This is a genomic window from Halomonas alkalisoli (genome assembly GCF_021412585.1).
GTDB lineage: Bacteria > Pseudomonadota > Gammaproteobacteria > Pseudomonadales > Halomonadaceae > Halomonas > Halomonas alkalisoli.
Map to the genome: position 1 here is coordinate 116,575 of NZ_JAKCMI010000041.1, position 18,288 is coordinate 134,862.

The 18,288-nt window shown below is 63.5% G+C and carries 13 protein-coding genes; 9 read left to right on the forward strand and 4 right to left on the reverse strand.

The window, feature by feature from the left end; translation table 11 throughout:
- The first annotated feature begins 22 nt into the window (after window positions 1-22).
- The 5 genes from LY622_RS18575 (at window position 23) to fnr (ending at window position 5,817) form a co-directional block, all read left to right on the forward strand.
- Complete coding sequence (locus LY622_RS18575) at window positions 23-2,500, forward strand: heavy metal translocating P-type ATPase (protein ID WP_234292226.1); 2,478 nt, start codon at window positions 23-25, stop codon at window positions 2,498-2,500.
- Entirely contained in the window at window positions 2,497-2,730 is a 234-nt protein-coding gene (gene ccoS, locus LY622_RS18580) for a cbb3-type cytochrome oxidase assembly protein CcoS (protein WP_234292227.1), read from the forward strand. Before LY622_RS18575 ends, ccoS begins: the two co-directional genes overlap by 4 nt.
- Complete coding sequence (locus LY622_RS18585; protein WP_234292228.1) at window positions 2,730-3,428, forward strand: sulfite exporter TauE/SafE family protein; 699 nt, start codon at window positions 2,730-2,732, stop codon at window positions 3,426-3,428. The genes ccoS and LY622_RS18585 overlap by 1 nt, the downstream gene beginning before the upstream one ends.
- A 107-nt stretch (window positions 3,429-3,535) precedes the next feature.
- Complete coding sequence (hemN, locus tag LY622_RS18590; RefSeq protein ID WP_234292229.1) at window positions 3,536-4,945, forward strand: oxygen-independent coproporphyrinogen III oxidase; 1,410 nt, start codon at window positions 3,536-3,538, stop codon at window positions 4,943-4,945.
- 125 nt (window positions 4,946-5,070) lie between these two features.
- Window positions 5,071-5,817 (forward strand): fumarate/nitrate reduction transcriptional regulator Fnr, encoded by a 747-nt coding sequence (gene fnr / locus LY622_RS18595; protein WP_234292230.1) that lies wholly within the window; start codon window positions 5,071-5,073, stop codon window positions 5,815-5,817.
- A gap of 135 nt (window positions 5,818-5,952) precedes the next feature.
- Here fnr and ttcA read toward each other — a convergent pair whose 3' ends face one another.
- The 3 genes from ttcA to LY622_RS18610 form a co-directional block, all read right to left on the reverse strand.
- Window positions 5,953-6,882 carry a tRNA 2-thiocytidine(32) synthetase TtcA gene (gene ttcA / locus LY622_RS18600; protein ID WP_234292231.1) on the reverse strand — a complete coding sequence of 310 codons (930 nt, stop codon included), beginning with the start codon at window positions 6,880-6,882 and terminating at the stop codon, window positions 5,953-5,955.
- Between the two features lie 103 nt (window positions 6,883-6,985).
- A complete protein-coding gene (locus LY622_RS18605) occupies window positions 6,986-7,615 on the reverse strand; it encodes a 3'-5' exonuclease (RefSeq protein WP_234292232.1) in 630 nt (209 codons plus the stop codon).
- Between the two features lie 93 nt (window positions 7,616-7,708).
- Entirely contained in the window at window positions 7,709-9,529 is a 1,821-nt protein-coding gene (locus tag LY622_RS18610; RefSeq protein WP_234292233.1) for a putative nucleotidyltransferase substrate binding domain-containing protein, read from the reverse strand.
- A gap of 695 nt (window positions 9,530-10,224) precedes the next feature.
- Here LY622_RS18610 and LY622_RS18615 point away from each other — a divergent pair.
- From LY622_RS18615 to LY622_RS18630, 4 genes are all read left to right on the forward strand, one after another.
- Entirely contained in the window at window positions 10,225-10,485 is a 261-nt protein-coding gene (locus tag LY622_RS18615; RefSeq protein WP_234282206.1) for a DUF4212 domain-containing protein, read from the forward strand.
- Between the two features lie 6 nt (window positions 10,486-10,491).
- The gene (locus tag LY622_RS18620) at window positions 10,492-12,288 is read left to right on the forward strand and encodes a sodium:solute symporter family protein (protein WP_234292234.1); all 1,797 of its coding nucleotides are present in this window, start codon (window positions 10,492-10,494) and stop codon (window positions 12,286-12,288) included.
- A 95-nt stretch (window positions 12,289-12,383) separates the two neighbouring features.
- Entirely contained in the window at window positions 12,384-12,899 is a 516-nt protein-coding gene (locus tag LY622_RS18625) for a hypothetical protein (protein WP_234292235.1), read from the forward strand.
- A 151-nt stretch (window positions 12,900-13,050) separates the two neighbouring features.
- The gene (locus LY622_RS18630; protein ID WP_234292236.1) at window positions 13,051-17,001 is read left to right on the forward strand and encodes a hybrid sensor histidine kinase/response regulator; all 3,951 of its coding nucleotides are present in this window, start codon (window positions 13,051-13,053) and stop codon (window positions 16,999-17,001) included.
- A 587-nt stretch (window positions 17,002-17,588) separates the two neighbouring features.
- Here LY622_RS18630 and LY622_RS18635 read toward each other — a convergent pair.
- Window positions 17,589-18,251, reverse strand: coding sequence for a LuxR C-terminal-related transcriptional regulator (locus LY622_RS18635; RefSeq protein ID WP_066444975.1), 663 nt, complete (start codon window positions 18,249-18,251; stop codon window positions 17,589-17,591).
- Window positions 18,252-18,288 lie beyond the last annotated feature (37 nt).

Below are 18,288 nucleotides of genomic sequence, written 5' to 3' on the forward strand. Positions count from 1 at the left end.
CGACACACGCCTCCGAGGGGCCATGAACCAGCACGCCACCACGGCAGCGCACGCGCTGGCGGACTGCTATCACTGCGGCAGCCAGGTCCCGACGGGTGCGCCCTGGACGATCACCCTCGACGACCAGGCACACCCGCTCTGCTGCCCCGGCTGCGAGGCGGTGGCGCACGCCATCGTCAACGGCGGGCTCGAGAGCTACTACCGCTTTCGTACCGAGCTGCCCGAGCGCCCGGACGATCGCCAGAAGATCAAGGCCGAGACCTGGGCGGTTTTCGACGACCCGGGGCTGCAGCGGGAATTCGTCCACCCCGAAGGCGATAGCGGCCTGGTGCACGCCACCCTGGCGGTAGACGGCATTACCTGTGCGGCCTGTGCCTGGCTGATCGAACATCGCCTGAACGCACTGGATGGCGTCAGCGTCAGTGCCGTCAACCTGAGCCACCACCGAGTCCGTGTGACCTGGGATCCGGCCCGGCTCAAGCTATCGCGCATCCTCGCCGAGATGGCTGCCATCGGCTATGGCGCCCAGCCCTACGAGCCCGATGCCGCCCAACAGCGGCTGCAGTTCGAGGAGCGCATGAACATCCGCCGGCTGATCGTGGCCGCGGTGGGCATGGCGCAGGTCATGATGTTCTCGATTCCCATCTATATGAGCAGCCCCGGCGAGATCAGCGAGGACTTCTACGCCCTTTTCCACTGGCTCTCCTTTGCCCTGGCCACGCCGGTGGTGTTCTTTTCGGCCATGCCGTTCTTTCGCAACGCCGTGCGCGATCTGCGCAGCCGGGTGCTGGGCATGGATGTACCGGTCTCCATCGCCATCGGCGGCGCCTATCTGGCCAGCGGCTATGCGGTGATCACCGACACCGGCGAGGTCTATTTCGACTCGGTGGCCATGTTCACCTTCTTTCTGCTGTTCGGCCGCTATGTCGAGGCCCGGGCCCGGCGGCGCAGCGGCCATACCGGCAACGCCATGGCCGGTGCCCTGCCGCTGTCGGCGACGAGACTGACCGAGAGTGGCGAAGAGCGCATCCTGCCGGCCAGCGAACTCGCCACCGGAGACCGGGTCGTGATCAAGCCCGGCCATGGCGTGCCCGCCGACGGCGTGATCGAGGAGGGCGAGTCCAGTCTCGACGAGTCGATGCTCACCGGAGAGTACCTGCCGGTGAGCCGTCGGGTGGGTGACAGCGTGGTCGGCGGCAGCCAGAACATCGAGAGCCCGTTGATCGTGAGGGTCACCCATGCCGGCAAGCAGGCCCGGGTAGCCGGTATCGTCGATCTCACCGACCGCGCCTTCGCCAGCCGCCCACGTCTGGCCCAGATGGCCGCTCGCATGTCCCACCTGTTCGTGCTGCGGCTGCTGCTGGTGACCGCCTGTGTCTCCATTGCCTGGTGGTTCATCGACCCCTCCCGGGTGCTGTGGGTCACCCTTTCGGTACTGGTGGTGACCTGTCCCTGCGCCCTGGCACTGGCCACGCCCACGGCACTGACCGCTGGACACGGCCAGTTGCGACGCCGCGGCGTGCTGATTACCCGCGCCGACGCCATCGAGTCATTGTCCCAGGTGGACCGGGTGATCTTCGACAAGACAGGCACCCTGACCAGCGGCGAAATGCAGCTGCGCGAGACGCGGCCAACCGGCGACCTGTCGATAGATCGCGCACGGGTGATCGCAGCGGCCCTCGAGGCACACTCCGAACACCCCATCGCTCGGGCCTTCCGCCCCTGGCGCCAGTCCACCGTCCAGGCCAGCGAACGGTCGAGCCATACCGGGCAGGGCGTCGAGGGCAGCATCGATGGCCGGCTCTGGCGGCTGGGCCGCCCCGAATTCGCCGCGCCGGAACGCCAGCTGTCGCTTCCGGGGAAGGGGCAATGGCTACTGCTCGCCGAGGCCGGCGAACCCCGCGCCTGGTTCGCGCTCCATGACCGGGTCCGCGAAGACGCCGCCGCCACCGTGTCGGCGCTGAAGGCCCGCGGGCTGTCGGTGGAGCTGCTCTCCGGCGACAATGCCGGCGCCGTGGAAAGCCTTGCCCAAGCCCTCGGCATCGACGCCTGGCGGGCCGGCGCCAGCCCCGAGGACAAGCTGACCCATATCCGGCAGTGCCAGGAACGCGGCGAGAAAGTGGCAATGATCGGAGACGGCATCAACGATGTGCCGGTACTCGCCGGTGCCGACGTCTCGATCGCCATGAACGGCGCCACCGACCTGGCGCGCACCAGTGCCGATGCCGTGTTGCTCAGCCCCCGGCTGATGCGTATCGTCGAATCCATCGAGATCGCCAATGCCACACGGCGCATCATGCGCCAGAACATGATCTGGTCGGTGTGCTACAACTTCTCGGCGCTACCCCTGGCCGCCATCGGCATCGTACCGCCCTGGGTGGCTGCCCTTGGAATGTCGGCCAGCTCTCTGGTGGTGGTGGGCAATGCCCTTCGCCTGAGCCGCTACCGCAGTGCATCGCCGCCGGCCCCGGCCAACCCCGCTCGCCTGGTGAACGCATGACCATCCTGTACCTGCTCATACCGCTTTCGCTTGTGCTGCTCGGGCTGGCGCTCTGGGCCTTCTTCTGGGCCGTGAAGAACGATCAGTTCGAAGACCTGGAGGGGCCGGCGCATCGCATCCTGTTCGATGACGATGAAAACGACCTGACGCCGGAAGCCCGTGAACAGCGCCGCAAGGCAGCCGAACGCAACGCCGCTGCTTCCGACGACGACAAGCATCCCGACCGCTGATGGATCCCACCGGACTCGGCCTGCCACCGCTGCTGGCAGCCTTCGTCTTCGGCCTGCTCGGCGGCGCCCACTGCATCGGCATGTGTGGCGGCATCATGAGCGCCCTGACCTTCGCCGTCCCCCCCAGCATGCGCAGCCCGGCACGGCTCTCCGGGCTGCTGCTCGGCTACAACCTGGGACGAATTCTCAGCTACATGACCGCCGGCGCCCTGGTGGCCTCTCTGGGCACGGTGATCGCGCTGTCCTCCACGGCGCGGATGATACTGCAGCTGTTTGCCGCCGTGATGCTGATCCTGATGGCGCTCTATATCGCCAACTGGTGGAAAGGCCTGCTCAGGGTCGAGGCAGTGGGAAAGCGGCTTTGGCGTCACCTCGAGCCCATCGGCAGGCGCCTCATGCCCGTGGTCAGCATGCCCCAGGCGGTCGGCCTCGGTGCGGTCTGGGGCTGGCTGCCCTGCGGCCTGGTCTACTCGATGCTCGCCTGGAGCCTGGCCATCGCCGACCCCCTCCGCGGCGGCCTGCTGATGGCCGCCTTCGGGCTCGGCACCCTGCCCGCACTACTCGTCACCGGTTTCGCCGCGCGCCAGCTGGGCGCGCTCATTCGGCACCCAGCCACACGCACCCTGGCGGCACTCTCGATCATCGCCTTTGCGATATGGCAGCTCGCCTCGCTGCTGGGCTCCGGCGTGTCGCACTGAAAGGAGCGACGCCTCAGCTCATTGTGGTTTCGCTTGACGCAGCTCAAACCGCTACCGGGGCGGTACCGCTAGCATGAGGGCATCTTACGAGACGCCGGAGCGCCCTCATGTCCGTCCCCGCGATGTTCCTGCATGGAATGCTGGCCGATCCCTTCGCCTGGGACGAGGCCCTGCTGCGCCGCTATGATATCCATGGGTCCAACTACGCCTCGTACCCGACTACGCACTCCTTCCAGAACGACATCGGCGAAGTGGATTACCAAAGGGCTCTGGCGCGTAGCAACGACAGCGGCCGTCCCCTATCGCTTTATGTCCACCTCCCGTTCTGCCGCAAGGCCTGCCACCACTGCGCCAGCATCAGGACCATCACCAAGGCCACCCGGATCACCGAACCCTATCTCTCCCGGCTCGATCGGGAGATGGTCCTGGTCAGGTCACACCTGGATACCCGCAGGGAGGTCACCCAGCTGCACTGGGGCGGCGGCACGCCGACGTTCTTCAGCCTCGACCAGATGAGCGATCTCATCGACCGGCTCAACGCCCGCTTCGGACTCTCCAGCTCCCGGGATCGCGACTACTCCATCGAGATCGATCCCCGCGAGGCCGACGTCTTTACCCTGCGTCACCTGCAGGCCCTGGGCTTCAACCGCCTGAGACTTGGCGTCCAGGACCTCGACCCCAAGGTGCAGCGAGCGATCAATCGCGTACAGCCACGCGTTTTGACCGAAACCCTGCTCGATGAAGCCGACCGGCTGGGCTTTCGTTCGCTGACCCTCGACTTGGTCTATGGCCTGCCCTTCCAGACCCGCGACAGCTTTGCCGCCACCCTGGAGCAGGTTATCGCCATGGCGCCTGCCCGCCTGTCGATATTCAACTATGCCCATATGCCCAGCCGCTTTGGCTCGCAGCGACGCATCCGTCGCGAGGACCTTCCCGGCCCGGAAGAGAAACTGGCCATCCTGAGAGCCGCCATTACCATGCTGACCGATGCCGGCTACGTCCATATCGGCATCGGTCACTTCGCCCGGCCGAGAGACAGCCTGGTGGCAGCCCAGCGCCAGGGTACGCTGCAGCACGGTTTTCAGGGCTATTCCAGCCATGGCCGCTGTGACCTGGTGGGGCTTGGGGTGTCGGCCATCTCCTACGTGGACGGCGTCTACGCCCAGAACCCGCTTAGCCTGGGCGCCTATGAAGCGGCCCTGGACGCCAGCCACCTGGCGACGACACGGGGTATTCGCCAGACCTTCGACGACCGCGTTCGCCACCACGCCATCGAGCGGTTGATATGCGATATGCAACTGGACCTGGGCAAGCTGGGCGAGCGCTTCGGCATCGACGCAACGCGCTACCTGGCGGATGCCCTGACCCGACTGGAAGCGCCGGCGCGGGATGGCTTGCTGGCATGGGAGGGAGATCTCCTCGTTGCCACACCGATCGGGCGACTGCTGATTCGCCATCTCGCCATGGCCTTCGACTCGCGCCTGCCGGATTCACGCCCTCCTGACTCCTCCAGCTAGTCCGACAAACAGGCCGCAGGTTAACTTGGGTTATCAGTGTGTTGCGGCTAATCGTCACAACGGGCATTTTCCCGGGCCAAAGAATGCTCCATAATGCCTCTATGATCACGATCAAGGAGGTGACCATGGCTGTCCATGCGGCCAACGCGATCGACAAGCGGCGCTCTTTGCTGCATGAAACCCGCTGCCAGAACTGCAGCCTGAGCTCCCTGTGCCTGCCACTGGCGCTCGAGCTGGAGGACATGGAGCAGTTCGACGCCATCATCCGCCGTCGTGCCCCCCTGAAGAAAGGCGAATCCCTGTTCCGTCAGGGTAGCGCCTTCAACAGCGTCTATGCCGTACGCTCAGGCAGCCTGAAACAGGTCACCACGGAAGGCTCCGGCGACGATCAGGTCACCAACTTCTACCTCCCCAGTGAACTGGTCGGGCTCGACGGTATCGATGAGCAGGCCTATCCCGGTAGCGTGATCGCACTCGAGACCACCACGGTCTGCGAGATTCCGTTCGATCGTCTCGATACGCTATCCGAGGCATTGCCCGAGCTGCGTGGTCAACTCTACCGCAGCATGAGCAAGGAGCTCAGAGACGATCGTCGCATGATGCGCCTGCTGTCTCGCAAGACCGCCGACCAGCGCCTGGCCAGCTTCTTCTCCAGCCTGTCGGACCGCTTCCGCCGTCGCGGCTACTCGCCCTACAGCTTCCGGCTCTCCATGTCGCGGGCCGATATCGGCAACTATCTGGGCCTGGCAGTGGAGACCGTCAGCCGCATCCTGGGACGCTTCCAGCAGCAGGGACTGGTGGAGGTCTCCGGGCGTGAAGTGAACATCCTCAACCTGGAAGCCCTGCTAGCCCAGGCCCAGGAAGAGCCCTGAGCCCAGTCCACCTCGTGCACCCGCCTTGGGTAAAAGCAACGGCCCGTCGAGCAAAGCGCGACGGGCCGCTGCTTTATCGATCCCTCTCCGCCCCATGACGATGTCGACCGGAACGAAAGCGGCCAGGCCGCTTCTTCAGCCCCCTTGGCCGAGGTCGAGGGCATCGATGTGATTCGCCTGACGCCTCGCCTGCTTCTCCTCGAGGCCGGTAAAGTCGAACAGGTCGCGGTCCGCCAGCTGCGAAGGGGCCACGTTGGTCACCGCCTTGAACATGGTCTCGAGCCGGCCAGGGTGCTTGGCTTCCCATTCGGCCAGCATCTCCTTGACCACCTGGCGCTGAAGATTGGGCTGTGAACCGCACAGGTTGCAGGGAATGATGGGGAACTGCATCAGCCGGGCAAACTCGGCGATATCGGCCTCGCGACAATAGGCCAGCGGGCGAATGAGGATATTCTTGCCATCATCGGACAGCAGCTTGGGCGGCATGGCCTTGAGGCTGCCACCGAAGAAGAGGTTGAGAAACAGCGTCTCGAGTATGTCCTCACGGTGATGCCCCAGGGCAATCTTGGTGGCACCGATCTCCTCGGCGAAGCCGTAGAGCGAGCCACGCCGCAGTCGCGAGCAGAGCGCACAGGTGGTCTTGCCCTCCGGCGTCTTCTCCCTGACCACCGAATAGGTGTCACGCTCGAGAATATGGTAGTCGATGCCGATGGCGTCCAGGTAGCGCGGCAATACATGCTCGGGAAAGCCGGGCTGCTTCTGGTCGAGGTTGACTGCCACCAGGGAGAAATTCACTGGCGCGTTGCGCTGCAGGTTGCGAAGTATCTCCAGCAGCGTGTAGCTATCCTTGCCACCGGAAAGGCAAACCATCACCCGGTCGCCCTCATGGATCATGCCGTAGTCGATGATGGCATTGCCTGCCTGGCGACGCAGGCGCTTTTGCAGCTTGTTGAACTCCCGCCGGGCCTTGGCATCCAGGCCATCCAGCGGAGAGCCGGACTCATCTGCAGAAGGGAGTGAGGGCCTGTCTGAGTGGCCCTGCAGGGCGAGTGGGTCGATTGTCATGGCGTCTTGCATGGTCACGGCGCTGCCAGGGCGTGTGGTGGATATCGGTGCCCATCCTACCATCGCCGCCCGCTACTGGCGACGCCCAGCCCTACCGGCACGGTCATGCCTCCCGCCGGGCCTGCATGGCCCCACGCTCCAGCTTCAGATACATCAGCGCCGTGGTTACGGCATCCCCCAGTGCGGTGTTACGCCCCATGACCGGCACTCCCAGCGCTTCCGCCACCGTATCGAAGCGAATCGTCGTCGGATCCGGCTCCATGGCACTGCGGCGGAGCTGGCGATGGTAGAGCTGGGCCACGTCGATCCCGCTGTTGGGCAGCTCGAAACCGAACCGTGGGCGTAGCTGGCGATTGAGAATGGCGAGGTCGAAATCGAGGTGCCAGCCCAACAATGGACGATTACCGATGAATTCCAGCAGCTTCGCCAGCGCCTCGCCGGGGCTCTCGCCGTCGTCAAGATCGATGCCACGCAGACCGTGAACGCGAATGGAGTCCCCCGTGAGCGAAGCGGGACGCCGGAGACGCAGGTCGAGCGACTCACTGGCCAGTACCCGGTCACCACGCACCTTCACGGCGGCGATGGAAACCGGCTCTGCCGTGCGGGTGTCGACGCCGGTGGTTTCACAGTCGATGGCGACCAGTTCATCGCCAGTATAAGGGTGAAACAGCCAGCCATATTCGCCGCTGGCGTGGCGGCGACGATCCTTGGCCCGACGCAATGCTCGAAGCATGTAGCCTCCTGTTGTTATTCACGGGCTATCAACCCGTTGGTGACCAGCTATTGGCCTGTTACTGGCCTGCGCGCTACCCGATGTTCCGTTCTCTCAGGAGTACTCCAGGTGGTAGCGTTGTGACAGGCTCTGCTTGAATTCCTTGACGATATGCAGCGCTTCCCGCAGCAGGTCTCGCTCGAGCGACGACAGCTGCTGTACGACGACCCGGTCCGGGCTCGCATCGTCGGCACTGCCATCCAGGCGCTCCAGTTGCTGCTTGAGACGCAGCTCGGTAAACAGTGAGAGCGCCTCCGACAGATCCTCGGCAACCCGCTCTTCCAGGCGCCCATCGGCGGCCAGCGCCTCCAGGCGCTCCAGGGTCGAGGTCGGCTTGATACGCCGCTCCAGCGCCATGGTCCGCACGCCGTGCACGATGGGAAAAATACCGCCCTTCTTGATGTCGATGCCGTGCTGGGGCTTCTTCAGCGAACCGAACAGCGTCAGCGGCGTGGAGAAGCGCAGCGCAGCACGAGCAAAGTAGGAGAGCAGGATCTCGTCTCGGGAGCAGGCCGCGAACAGCGACTCTCGCACTCGGTCGAGCAGCGCCGGGTTGCCGGCTACGGCGTGGGAATCGAGCATGATGGCGAGCTTCATCAGGCTGTCACCGTCGCGGGCTCGGGCCCAGTGTGCGATACGTTCGCGCCACTGGGTCACACTGCCCACCCATTCGGGATTGGACACCATGATGTTGCCCGGGCATGGCGGGTAGCCCAGCTCGATCAGGGTCTCCGTGAGGCGCTGCATCTGGTCATTGACGTCAGGCCAGTCGAGGTCATCGGCGAGGATCAGCCCGTTGTCCTGATCGGTCTTGAGTATCTGCTCGCCACGCCCTTCGCTGCCCATCACCATCAGGCAGCTATCGCCGTGGTAGCGCTCATCGACCAGGAAACCCCAGGCCTTGGACATGATGCGGCCATTGAGTGCCGCCAGCAGGCCCATGGCAAAGCGAAGCTTGACCCCTTGGGCCATCAGCGCCTTGACCAGCTCCGGCGTGCGATGGCTGGCACGGAACAGGGCATCGAGGCTGTCGGCCTGCTCCACCTGAAGGCTGACCACATAGCTACGGCTGGAGAAGTAGCTGAGCACATCGGTCAGCTCCACCACCCCGATCGGCCGCTCACTCTCCATGACCACGACCCGCTCCACCTTGAAGCGCGTCATCTTGACCAACACCTCGAACAGATATTGATCGGGGCCCACCGTGACCAGCTCGAAGCTGGCGACCTCACGCACCGGGCTGGCCTGATCACGTCCCTCCAGCACCAGAGCATTGAGCAGGTTGGTCTTGGTGACCATGCCGGCGCCCTGATCGCCGTCCACCAGCAGGCTATCGGCGTGGCTGTCATGCAGGGTGGTCACCGCATCGGCAATGGTCGCTTCCCGGCCGACGCAGAGCGGTGTGCGCATGCACTCGCTGACCTTGGCGAGCATGAAGCCAGCCATGGTCACGCCGCCTTCGGCGCGCTGTTCGGTCAGCAGCCGCGCCTTGTGGGCCAGGGTCTGGCGGAAGAATTCGGCGAAGGGTGGAAATTCGTCGCACAGCTGCAGGAACAGCTTCTTGGGCAGCAGGTAGCACAGGCTCTCCTGCTCGGCGCGGAAGCGATAGCGGCTCTTGCCGTTGAGGATGCTGATGGCACCGAAGAGGTCGCCGGCAGTATAGTGGCCGATCCGTTCGCGAGCACCGGGCAGGGTGGTGTCCAGTTCGGCGACTTCACCCTTGTGAATGATGAAGACGTACTCGCCGGGCTGCCCGGTCTCGAGAATGATTTCATCACGATCGAAATAGGCCAGGTCGATGCCACTGCGAACGCGGTCACGCCCCTCATCATCAAGAAAGGAAAAAGGCGGTTGAGAGAGATCGACATCGACCATGCTGCTGCCCTCGTTGTGCGGCCGTTATGCTCAGGATGATTCGGGGCCATGGCTGGACCAGCAAGGACGAAAACACAAACGCAAGTGGACTCCAAACCGTTCCGGCAGCGGGTTCTCCAACCAGGCCTTCCAGCGCCTCCCTGGACTCACCCACGTCACGAAGAGGTCCTCTGGCAGGATAACAAGATCATCTTTTCCGGCATAACCTAGACCATCGTCCTACAGGCCGGAATAATCCAGCGCCTCAACCTTAGACAATAGTCTATTTAAATAAGAGTTAGACAAAAGTTTATACAGTCGGAGGCTAGACAATCGTCCTATGCCTGCAGTAGATGCCTTGCAAACCTGGCCAAAAATCATTCACAACACATTGAAATTAAAGAATAAAATTTTGAATCGTTCAATCACAGTTTACTCATGATACCAAAGTCTGGGATTTAATTTTCTCATTTATTGACCACTATTGCCGGTGAGTCATGCAGGGCAATTGCACGTCGGTAATACACTTCGACAACCGGCAAGAGACATGGTGGGAAGAGTGGCTTGGCCGCGCAGGGGTAACGATAAAAAGAGGTGCTAGCCGGCGCCATTGTCGAGGTGATCAACGCACGGTTGACCATGCAGGACGACCCTGGTGAATCCTTTTCTCTCTCTGTGCAACTTCCCAACCTCAAAAACAAGTGGAGAGCAACACTATGGCAGATGATAAATCCAATGCTGCTGCGTACTGGAAGTCGAACGTTCGCACGATAACCGGGTGCCTGATTGTGTGGGCACTGGTTTCCTATGGCTTCGCCATCCTCCTGCGGCCGCTACTGTCCGGTATCCCCATCGGCGGCACGGACCTCGGCTTCTGGTTTGCCCAACAGGGCTCCATCCTCACTTTCATCGGACTCATTTTCTTCTACGCATGGAAAATGAACAAGCTCGACGAAAAATACGGCCTTGGGGAGTAAGCCGGCATGAGTCAATTTGCAATCAACCTGTTGTTCGTGGGCGGCTCCTTTGCCCTCTATATCGGCATTGCGATCTGGTCACGGGCCGGCTCGACCAAGGACTTCTACGTCGCCGGCGGCGGCGTCCATCCGATCACCAACGGCATGGCGACTGCAGCCGACTGGATGTCGGCCGCGTCCTTCATCTCCATGGCCGGCCTGCTGGCATCCGGCGGCTACGCCAACTCCTCCTTCCTGATGGGCTGGACCGGCGGCTACGTCATACTGGCCATGCTGCTGGCACCTTACCTGCGCAAGTTCGGCAAGTTCACCGTGCCAGACTTCATCGGTGACCGCTTCTACAGCAGCACCGCACGCCTGGTGGCGGTGGTCTGCCTGGTCGTGGCCTCGGTGACCTACGTTATCGGCCAGATGACCGGTGCCGGCGTCGCCTTCTCCCGCTTCCTGGAAGTCAGCAACACCTGGGGCATCTGGATCGCCGCCACCATCGTCTTCCTGTACGCCGTATTCGGTGGCATGAAGGGCATCACCTATACCCAGGTGGCGCAGTACGTGGTGCTGATCATTGCCTATACCATTCCGGCCGTGTTCATCGCCATGCAGCTCACCGGCAACCCGATCCCGATGTTCGGCATGTTCAGCACGCACAGTGAATCCGGCGTACCGCTGCTGGCCAAGCTGAGCGAAGTATTGGTGGAACTCGGTTTCCGGGACTACACCGCTGACGTGGACAACAAGCTGAACATGGTGCTGTTCACCCTGTCGCTGATGATCGGTACCGCCGGTCTGCCCCACGTCATCATCCGCTTCTTCACCGTACCTAAAGTCGCCGATGCGCGCTGGTCGGCCGGCTGGGCCCTGGTCTTCATCGCCCTGCTCTACCTGACCGCCCCCGCCGTGGCCTCCATGGCACGCCTCAACCTGCTGACCACCGTCTACCCGGAAGCTGCCGGCCAGGTGGAAAACTATGAAGAAGCGATGGCCGAGCCGATCCTCTACGAGAACCGCCCGGAGTGGTTCCGCACCTGGGAAGACACCGGCCTGATCACCTTCAACGACCTGAACAATGATGGCCGCATCCAGCTCTACAACGATGCCAACCCCGCCTTCGCCGATACGGCCGCAGAGCGTGGTTGGGCAGGTAACGAGCTGGTGGTGAACAACGACATCCTGGTACTGGCCAACCCGGAAATCGCCAACCTGCCGGGCTGGGTTATCGGTCTGGTCGCGGCCGGCGGCATCGCGGCGGCGCTTTCCACCGCGGCGGGCCTGTTGCTGGCGATCTCCTCTGCCATCAGCCATGACCTGATCAAGAAGACCATCAACCCCAACATCACCGAAAAGGGCGAGATGCTGGCGGCGCGGATCTCCATGGCCGGGGCCATCCTGCTTGCTACCTACCTGGGGTTGAATCCGCCCGGATTCGCGGCCCAGACAGTGGCATTGGCCTTCGGCATTGCCGCAGCCTCGCTCTTCCCGGCACTGATGATGGGTATCTTCTCCAAGCGGATCAACAGCAAGGGCGCCGTAGCCGGCATGCTGGCAGGCCTGATCTCCACCCTGCTGTACATCTTCACCTACCTGGGCTGGCTCTTCATTCCCGGCACCAACATGCTGCCCAACACGCCGGACAACTGGATCGCGGGCATCTCGCCGCTCTCCTTCGGTGCGATCGGTGCGATGATCAACTTCGCCGTTGCCTTCGCGGTCTCTTCTGTAACCGAAGAGCCTCCGCAGGAAATCCAGGACCTGGTGGAAAGCGTTCGCTACCCCAAAGGCGCTGGCGGTGCGGTTGACCACTAAGCCATAATGGATTCCTGACACAGCAAGGCTGTTGTGGAATCAAAACCAAGTCGGGCTTCCACCAGGAAGCCCGACTGCTTTCAGAAGGCTACATTATGATATGGCATCTGGTTGCAGCGATATTTGCCGGACTGGGGGCCGCAGGCATTGGCCTGCTACTGCGGCTGATCAGCGGCAAGCGCCTGCCCCGCTGGATCGTTCCGGCCTGTGCCGGCCTGGGCATGCTGAGTTACCAGATTCACTACGAGTACTCCTGGCTGAGCCACAAGCAGGGCCAGCTACCGGCCACGGCCCAGGTGGTATCTACCGAGGAGGGTGAAGCCTTCTGGCGCCCCTGGACGTACTTCTTTCCCATGACCACGGCCTTCAGCGTGGTGGATCGAAGCAGCATGGTGCCGAGAGAGGCAGACGATCAACAGCTGGTGGAGTTCATCCTCTATCGCTTCGAGAAGGATTACGTGGACCGCTTGACGCATCAGGCGTTCCTGATGAACTGCACCTCGCAGGAGAAGCTGCCGCTTATCGGCGAAGAGCGCGAGCCCCGCTTCTCTGCCCTGCGTAGCGTCGACAGCGATACGCCGCTGTACCAGGCGGTCTGTCGCGACCGCTGAACCCGCCAGCACCTACCCACCGCCGGTTTGCCAACGGTAGGCCGGCCATCCCGACCCTGACACCCGGCTTCCGGCTGCCCTGATCATCGACTGACTGCCCTCCCGGCCGCCATTGCCATAGAATGGTCCGCAGATCCGAGGGAGAGAGTACATGTTCGCCGGTTGGCAACTAATTGTCGTTTCGCTGCTCTATATCGCCGTGCTGTTCGCCATCGCCTGGCGCGGAGATCGCCATGCCCGCAAGCACGGTGCGAGCCGCCGCCGGCCCATCATCTATATCCTGGCACTGGCCATCTATTGCACTTCCTGGAGCTTCTATGGGGCGGTCGGCCAGGCCGCCACGGCCGGCTGGTCCTTCGCCAGCATCTATGTCGGGCCGATTCTTACCTTCCTGCTGTTCTGGCCGGTATTGGCCAAGATGATCCGCGTCGCCAAGCGACAGAACATCACGTCGATCGCCGACTTCATCGCATCGCGCTATGGCAAGGCGCAGTCGCTGGCCGCCTTCGCCAGCCTGGTGGCCCTGATCGGCACGCTGCCCTATATCGCCCTGCAGTTGAAGGCGGTCTCCACCTCCTTTGCCGTCCTCACCGATGCCACGGACATCACCCATACCCCGCTGTTCGCCGATACGGCCTTCTTCGTCGCCATCGTCATGGCGGCCTTCGCCATCCTTTTCGGTACCCGGCACACCGACGCCACCGAGCACCACGAGGGCCTGATCCACGCCGTGGCCTTCGAGTCCCTGGTCAAGCTGCTGGCTTTCCTGGTCCTCGGCGCCTACGTGACCTGGGGGATGTTCGGCGGGCTCGGCGACCTGCTCAGCCGGGCCGACGACCAGATGGAGCTCCAGCGACAGCTGGCCGACCAGGACTTCGGCCGCAGCTTCTGGGCCCAGACCCTGCTGGCGATGCTGGCGATCTTCTGCCTGCCCCGGCAGTTTCATGTGGCTGTCGTGGAGAACACCCACCCCGATGACGCCACCAATGCGCGCTGGCTGTTTCCGCTCTACCTGGTGGCCTTCGCCTTCTTTATCCTGCCGATCGCTGCCGCCGGCCTGGCCATGTTCCCCGACGGCTCGGTGGAGCCCGACACCTTCGTACTGGCGCTGCCGATGGCGGCAGGCAATCAATGGCTGACCCTGTTCACCTATATCGGGGGCTTCTCGGCGGCGACCGGCATGGTGATCGTGGCCACGGTGGCGGTATCGATCATGATCTCCAACGAGATCGTGATCCCGCTGCTGTTCAGGCTGCGCTGGCTGGATGCCCGGCCCCGGGACTACGGCCGCCTGGTGCTCCAGGCACGACGCATCACCATCTGCGTCATCCTGGCGCTGGCCTACGGCTTCTATCACCTGATCGGCGAATTCACCTCGCTGGCCTCGATCGGCATGCTCTCCTTCGCCGCCGCCGGCCAATTCGCCCCCGCCCTGCTGGGTGGCCTCTACTGGAAGCGTGGCAACCGGCTGGGCGTGGTCGTGGGCATGAATGCCGGCTTCGCCATCTGGGCCTACAGCCTGCTGATGCCTGCCATGATCCAGGCCGGGGTATTGCCGGCCCACTGGCTCGATGGCGGTCCCTTCGGTCACGCCTGGCTCACCCCCACCGCGCTGTTCGGGCTCAATTTCGGCGACAGCTTCACCCATGGAGTGATGCTCTCGCTCGGGGTCAACCTGTTCTGCTACATCTTCGTTTCCCAGGTTACCTCGCAGCGCGTGGTGGAGCGGATCCAGGCCTCGCTGTTCGTTGACAGCGTCGAAACGCGCCAGACCTCGGTCAACCGCCCCTGGACCGGCGCCACCACCGTAGGCGACCTCAAGGTCCTGTGCGAACGTTTCCTGGGGGCCAAGCAGGTACAGCGCGGCTTCGACGACTACGCCCGACGCACCGGCAAGCCCCTGGAGGACGGCGCACGAGCCTCCATCGACGTGATCCAGTTCACCGAGCGCTTCCTGGCCTCGGTGCTGGGGGCGTCGTCAGCGCGGATCGTGGTCAACTCGGCGCTCCAGGGCCGCGGCATCGGCATTTCGGACGTCATCTCCATCGTCGACGAGGCCTCGCAGGTTCTCGAGTTCAATCGCGCCCTGCTGCAGGCCACCATCGAGAACATCAATCAGGGCATCAGCGTGGTCGACCAGAACCTGCGCCTGGTGGTCTGGAACCAGCGCTACCTGGAGTTGTTCCGCTTCCCCGACCACCTGATACGGGTCGGCGCTCCCATCGACAAGATCTTCCGCTACAACGCCCACAACGGTGAATACGGGCCCGGCGACCCGGAAGAGCACGTCCAGCTGCTGATCGACAATATTCGTGACGGCCAGCCCCACCGCTACGTACGCTATCGCCAGGACGGCAGCGTGCTGGAGGTGCAAGGTAACCCCATGCCGGGGGGCGGCTTCGTCTACACCTACCAGGACATCACCCAGCAGAAGCGCATCGAGGAAGCGCTGATCCGCTCCGAGAACAATATCCGTATCTATACCGACAACGTGCCGGCGCTGATCGCCTATTTCGACAAGGAGTGCCGCTACCTCTTTACCAACCGCGCCTACGAGCAGGCCTTCGGCATCGATCGCAACGAGGTCATCGGGCAATCGGTGGACACGGTGATCACCGACGAGATGGCTCGCGAGCGCGCCCCCTGGATTAAACGGGCATTAGCCGGAGAGCGGGTCAGCTTCGAGGTCTCCATGCAGGGCAGCGACGGCATCCGCTATATGCTGGTCACCTATACGCCCCACTTCGGTGACAGCGGTGCCATTCTCGGCTTTTTCGCCCTCTACCAGGACATCACCGAGCGTCGTGTGGCGGAAATCGCCCTCAAGGAGACCAACGAGACGCTCGAGGAGCGGGTCCGCGAGCGCACCCAGGCGCTGTCGGAGGCCAATGCCGCCCTGCGTCAGGAGAACCGGGTACGCGCCGAGGCCGAACTGGCCCTGCGCCAGGCCAAGCAGGTGGCCGAGGACGCCAACGCCTCCAAGACACGCTTCCTGGCGGCGGCCAGCCACGACCTGCTGCAGCCCCTGAACGCCGCTCGTCTCTTCACCTCGGCGCTCTCCCAGGAAGACGTGGCCGCGGACATGCGCCGCACCATCGGCCATATCGACAACTCGCTGCAGGCCGCCGAGGAACTATTGGGCACCCTGCTCGACATCTCCAAGCTCGATGCCGGGGCGCTGACGCCCCGCCGCAGCCATTTTGCCCTGGCCGACATCCTCCAGCCGCTCTATGCCGAGTTCGCGGTCATGGCCGAGGACCGGGGCCTCGACCTGTTGATGGTGCCGACGAACCTGTGGGTCGACAGCGACCCCCAGATGCTGCGACGCATCGTCCAGAATTTCCTGTCCAATGCCATTCGCTACACCCAGGAGGGCCGGGTGCTGCTCGGCTGTCGGCGCCAGGGGCAGCGGCTCTCCATCGAGGTATGGGATAGCGGCCCCGGCATACCCGAGTCCAAGCAGTCGGAGATCTTCCAGGAGTTTCGGCGCCTCGACCAGACCACCCGCCACAAGGAGAGCGAGAAGGGCCTGGGGCTTGGCCTCTCCATTGCCGACCGGATGAGCCGAGTGCTGGATCACCCGATTCGGGTCCGCTCGCGTGAGGGGTACGGCACGGTCTTCTCCGTCAGCGTCCCGGTGGTGGAGGCGCGCCCCCAGGAAGCCGCCTCGAGCCAGGCCATGGCGCGGCGCACCGGAAACAAGCTGGCTGGCACCCGTATCCTCTGTATCGACAACGAGACACTCATCCTGGAGGGCATGAAGGCGATGCTCTCCGGCTGGGGCTGCGACGTGCTCACCGCCACCAGCATCGGCGGTGCCAAGTCGGTCCTGCGTAACCTGGACGGCGAACCGGATGCCATCCTGGCGGACTATCACCTGGACAACGAGGTGACCGGCCTGATGGCCCTGGAGGCATTGAGCGAACGCCTCGAGGGCGCCGTGCCAGGCATCGTGATCACCGCCGACCGCACCGAGGAGGTAGCCGAGGTGATCCGTCGCTCGGGCTACCACCTGCTGCAGAAGCCGGTGCGCCCTGCCGCCCTGCGCGCCCTGCTGACCCGCACACTACAAGCCAGCCGTGCCACCAGGCAGGAGAATTAGCGCAGGCCATCATTACCATGACCGGAGGAGGGCTCCACGGAGGCGCTGTGAACCCATCCCTGGGCGCTACATTCGCCATCCATGGCGAATGACCTCCGTTTCGCCCTCCCCCGGCAAAGTGCGACCTGATTACTCACCTTGATCAGCCATCGGGCCAATCTTGAGCCACACTGAAAGAGCTCGGATGGTCAAGACGGTATAAATCGTCCTCCCTTAGCGACTTTCTCCACCAACGTTGCCACGCCGCTGTCGGAGTAGCTTCAGCTCACGACTGGAGGCCGCAGGCCTCCCGGCGGTGTTGCCGGTATTCGCGACGACAACCAACCTTTCAGCCTCCGCCGAGGCGCCTATCGGCGCCAGTCGCGATGGGGACCAGCGCTCCAACAGCGGCTTTCTCCACCAACGTTGCCACGCCGCCGTTGGAGTAGCTTCAGCTCACGACTGGAGGCGCAAGCCTCCTGGCGGTATTGCCGACGCCAACGATCACCGCCAACGCGGCGGCCTCCACCAGGCGCCTGCTACAAAAAAACCGCCGGATGTTGCCATCCGGCGGTTTTGTTATTGCATCGATGCTCGGCGCGAGTCGCTCAGGACTCGACCTTGGGTGGCTCCACCTCGAGCTTCTGGGCGGCGATCACCGCCTGGGTACGGGAGTGTACGCCCAGCTTGCGCAGGATGGCCGTGACATGGGCCTTGATAGTCGCCTCGGAGACGCTCAGCTCATAGGCAATCTGCTTGTTGAGCAGGCCCTCGGTGAGCATGTTGAGAACCCGGAATTGCTGCGGGGTCAGCGAGGCGATGGCCTCGGCGAAGCGAGTCTCCTCCTCGTTGGAGTCGCCCATGGCATCGGCCAGTTCCTTGGGAAGCCATACCTCACCATCCAGAATCTCGCCCACCGCCTCCGCGATCAGCGCCAGGGAGGATGACTTGGGAATAAAACCGGAAGCGCCATAGTCGATGGCCCGGCGCACCACATAGGGTTCGTCGCTGCCGGACACCACCGCCACCGGGATGTCGGGGGTCTGGCCACGCAGCTGGATCAATCCGGAAAAGCCATGAGCGCCGGGCATATGGAGGTCGAGCAGAATCAGGTCGGCATCGGGATGGCGTGTCACCACCTCATTGGTCGCCGCCATGGTGTCGGACTCGACGATCTCGGCCTGGGGCGCCAGTTGGCGCAGCGCCTGGGTCAGGGCTGCACGGAACAGCGGATGATCATCGGCAACGATGAATTTCTGGGCAAACGCCATGGATTCTCCTCCGGTTCCTCGAGCAGTGGGCCAAGGA

What these genes read in the sequence shown, in the direction of transcription:
- ttcA (WP_234292231.1), bottom strand. Translation starts at nt 6,882, where the DNA reads ATGACAATCGACCCACTCGCCCTGCAGGGCCACTCAGACAGGCCCTCA.
- LY622_RS18605 (WP_234292232.1), bottom strand. Translation starts at nt 7,615, where the DNA reads ATGCTTCGAGCATTGCGTCGGGCCAAGGATCGTCGCCGCCACGCCAGC.
- LY622_RS18615 (WP_234282206.1), top strand. Translation starts at nt 10,225, where the DNA reads ATGGCAGATGATAAATCCAATGCTGCTGCGTACTGGAAGTCGAACGTT.
- hemN (WP_234292229.1), top strand. Translation starts at nt 3,536, where the DNA reads ATGTCCGTCCCCGCGATGTTCCTGCATGGAATGCTGGCCGATCCCTTC.
- LY622_RS18630 (WP_234292236.1), top strand. Translation starts at nt 13,051, where the DNA reads ATGTTCGCCGGTTGGCAACTAATTGTCGTTTCGCTGCTCTATATCGCC.
- LY622_RS18620 (WP_234292234.1), top strand. Translation starts at nt 10,492, where the DNA reads ATGAGTCAATTTGCAATCAACCTGTTGTTCGTGGGCGGCTCCTTTGCC.
- LY622_RS18625 (WP_234292235.1), top strand. Translation starts at nt 12,384, where the DNA reads ATGATATGGCATCTGGTTGCAGCGATATTTGCCGGACTGGGGGCCGCA.
- ccoS (WP_234292227.1), top strand. Translation starts at nt 2,497, where the DNA reads ATGACCATCCTGTACCTGCTCATACCGCTTTCGCTTGTGCTGCTCGGG.
- LY622_RS18585 (WP_234292228.1), top strand. Translation starts at nt 2,730, where the DNA reads ATGGATCCCACCGGACTCGGCCTGCCACCGCTGCTGGCAGCCTTCGTC.
- LY622_RS18635 (WP_066444975.1), bottom strand. Translation starts at nt 18,251, where the DNA reads ATGGCGTTTGCCCAGAAATTCATCGTTGCCGATGATCATCCGCTGTTC.
- LY622_RS18610 (WP_234292233.1), bottom strand. Translation starts at nt 9,529, where the DNA reads ATGGTCGATGTCGATCTCTCTCAACCGCCTTTTTCCTTTCTTGATGAT.
- fnr (WP_234292230.1), top strand. Translation starts at nt 5,071, where the DNA reads ATGGCTGTCCATGCGGCCAACGCGATCGACAAGCGGCGCTCTTTGCTG.
- LY622_RS18575 (WP_234292226.1), top strand. Translation starts at nt 23, where the DNA reads ATGAACCAGCACGCCACCACGGCAGCGCACGCGCTGGCGGACTGCTAT.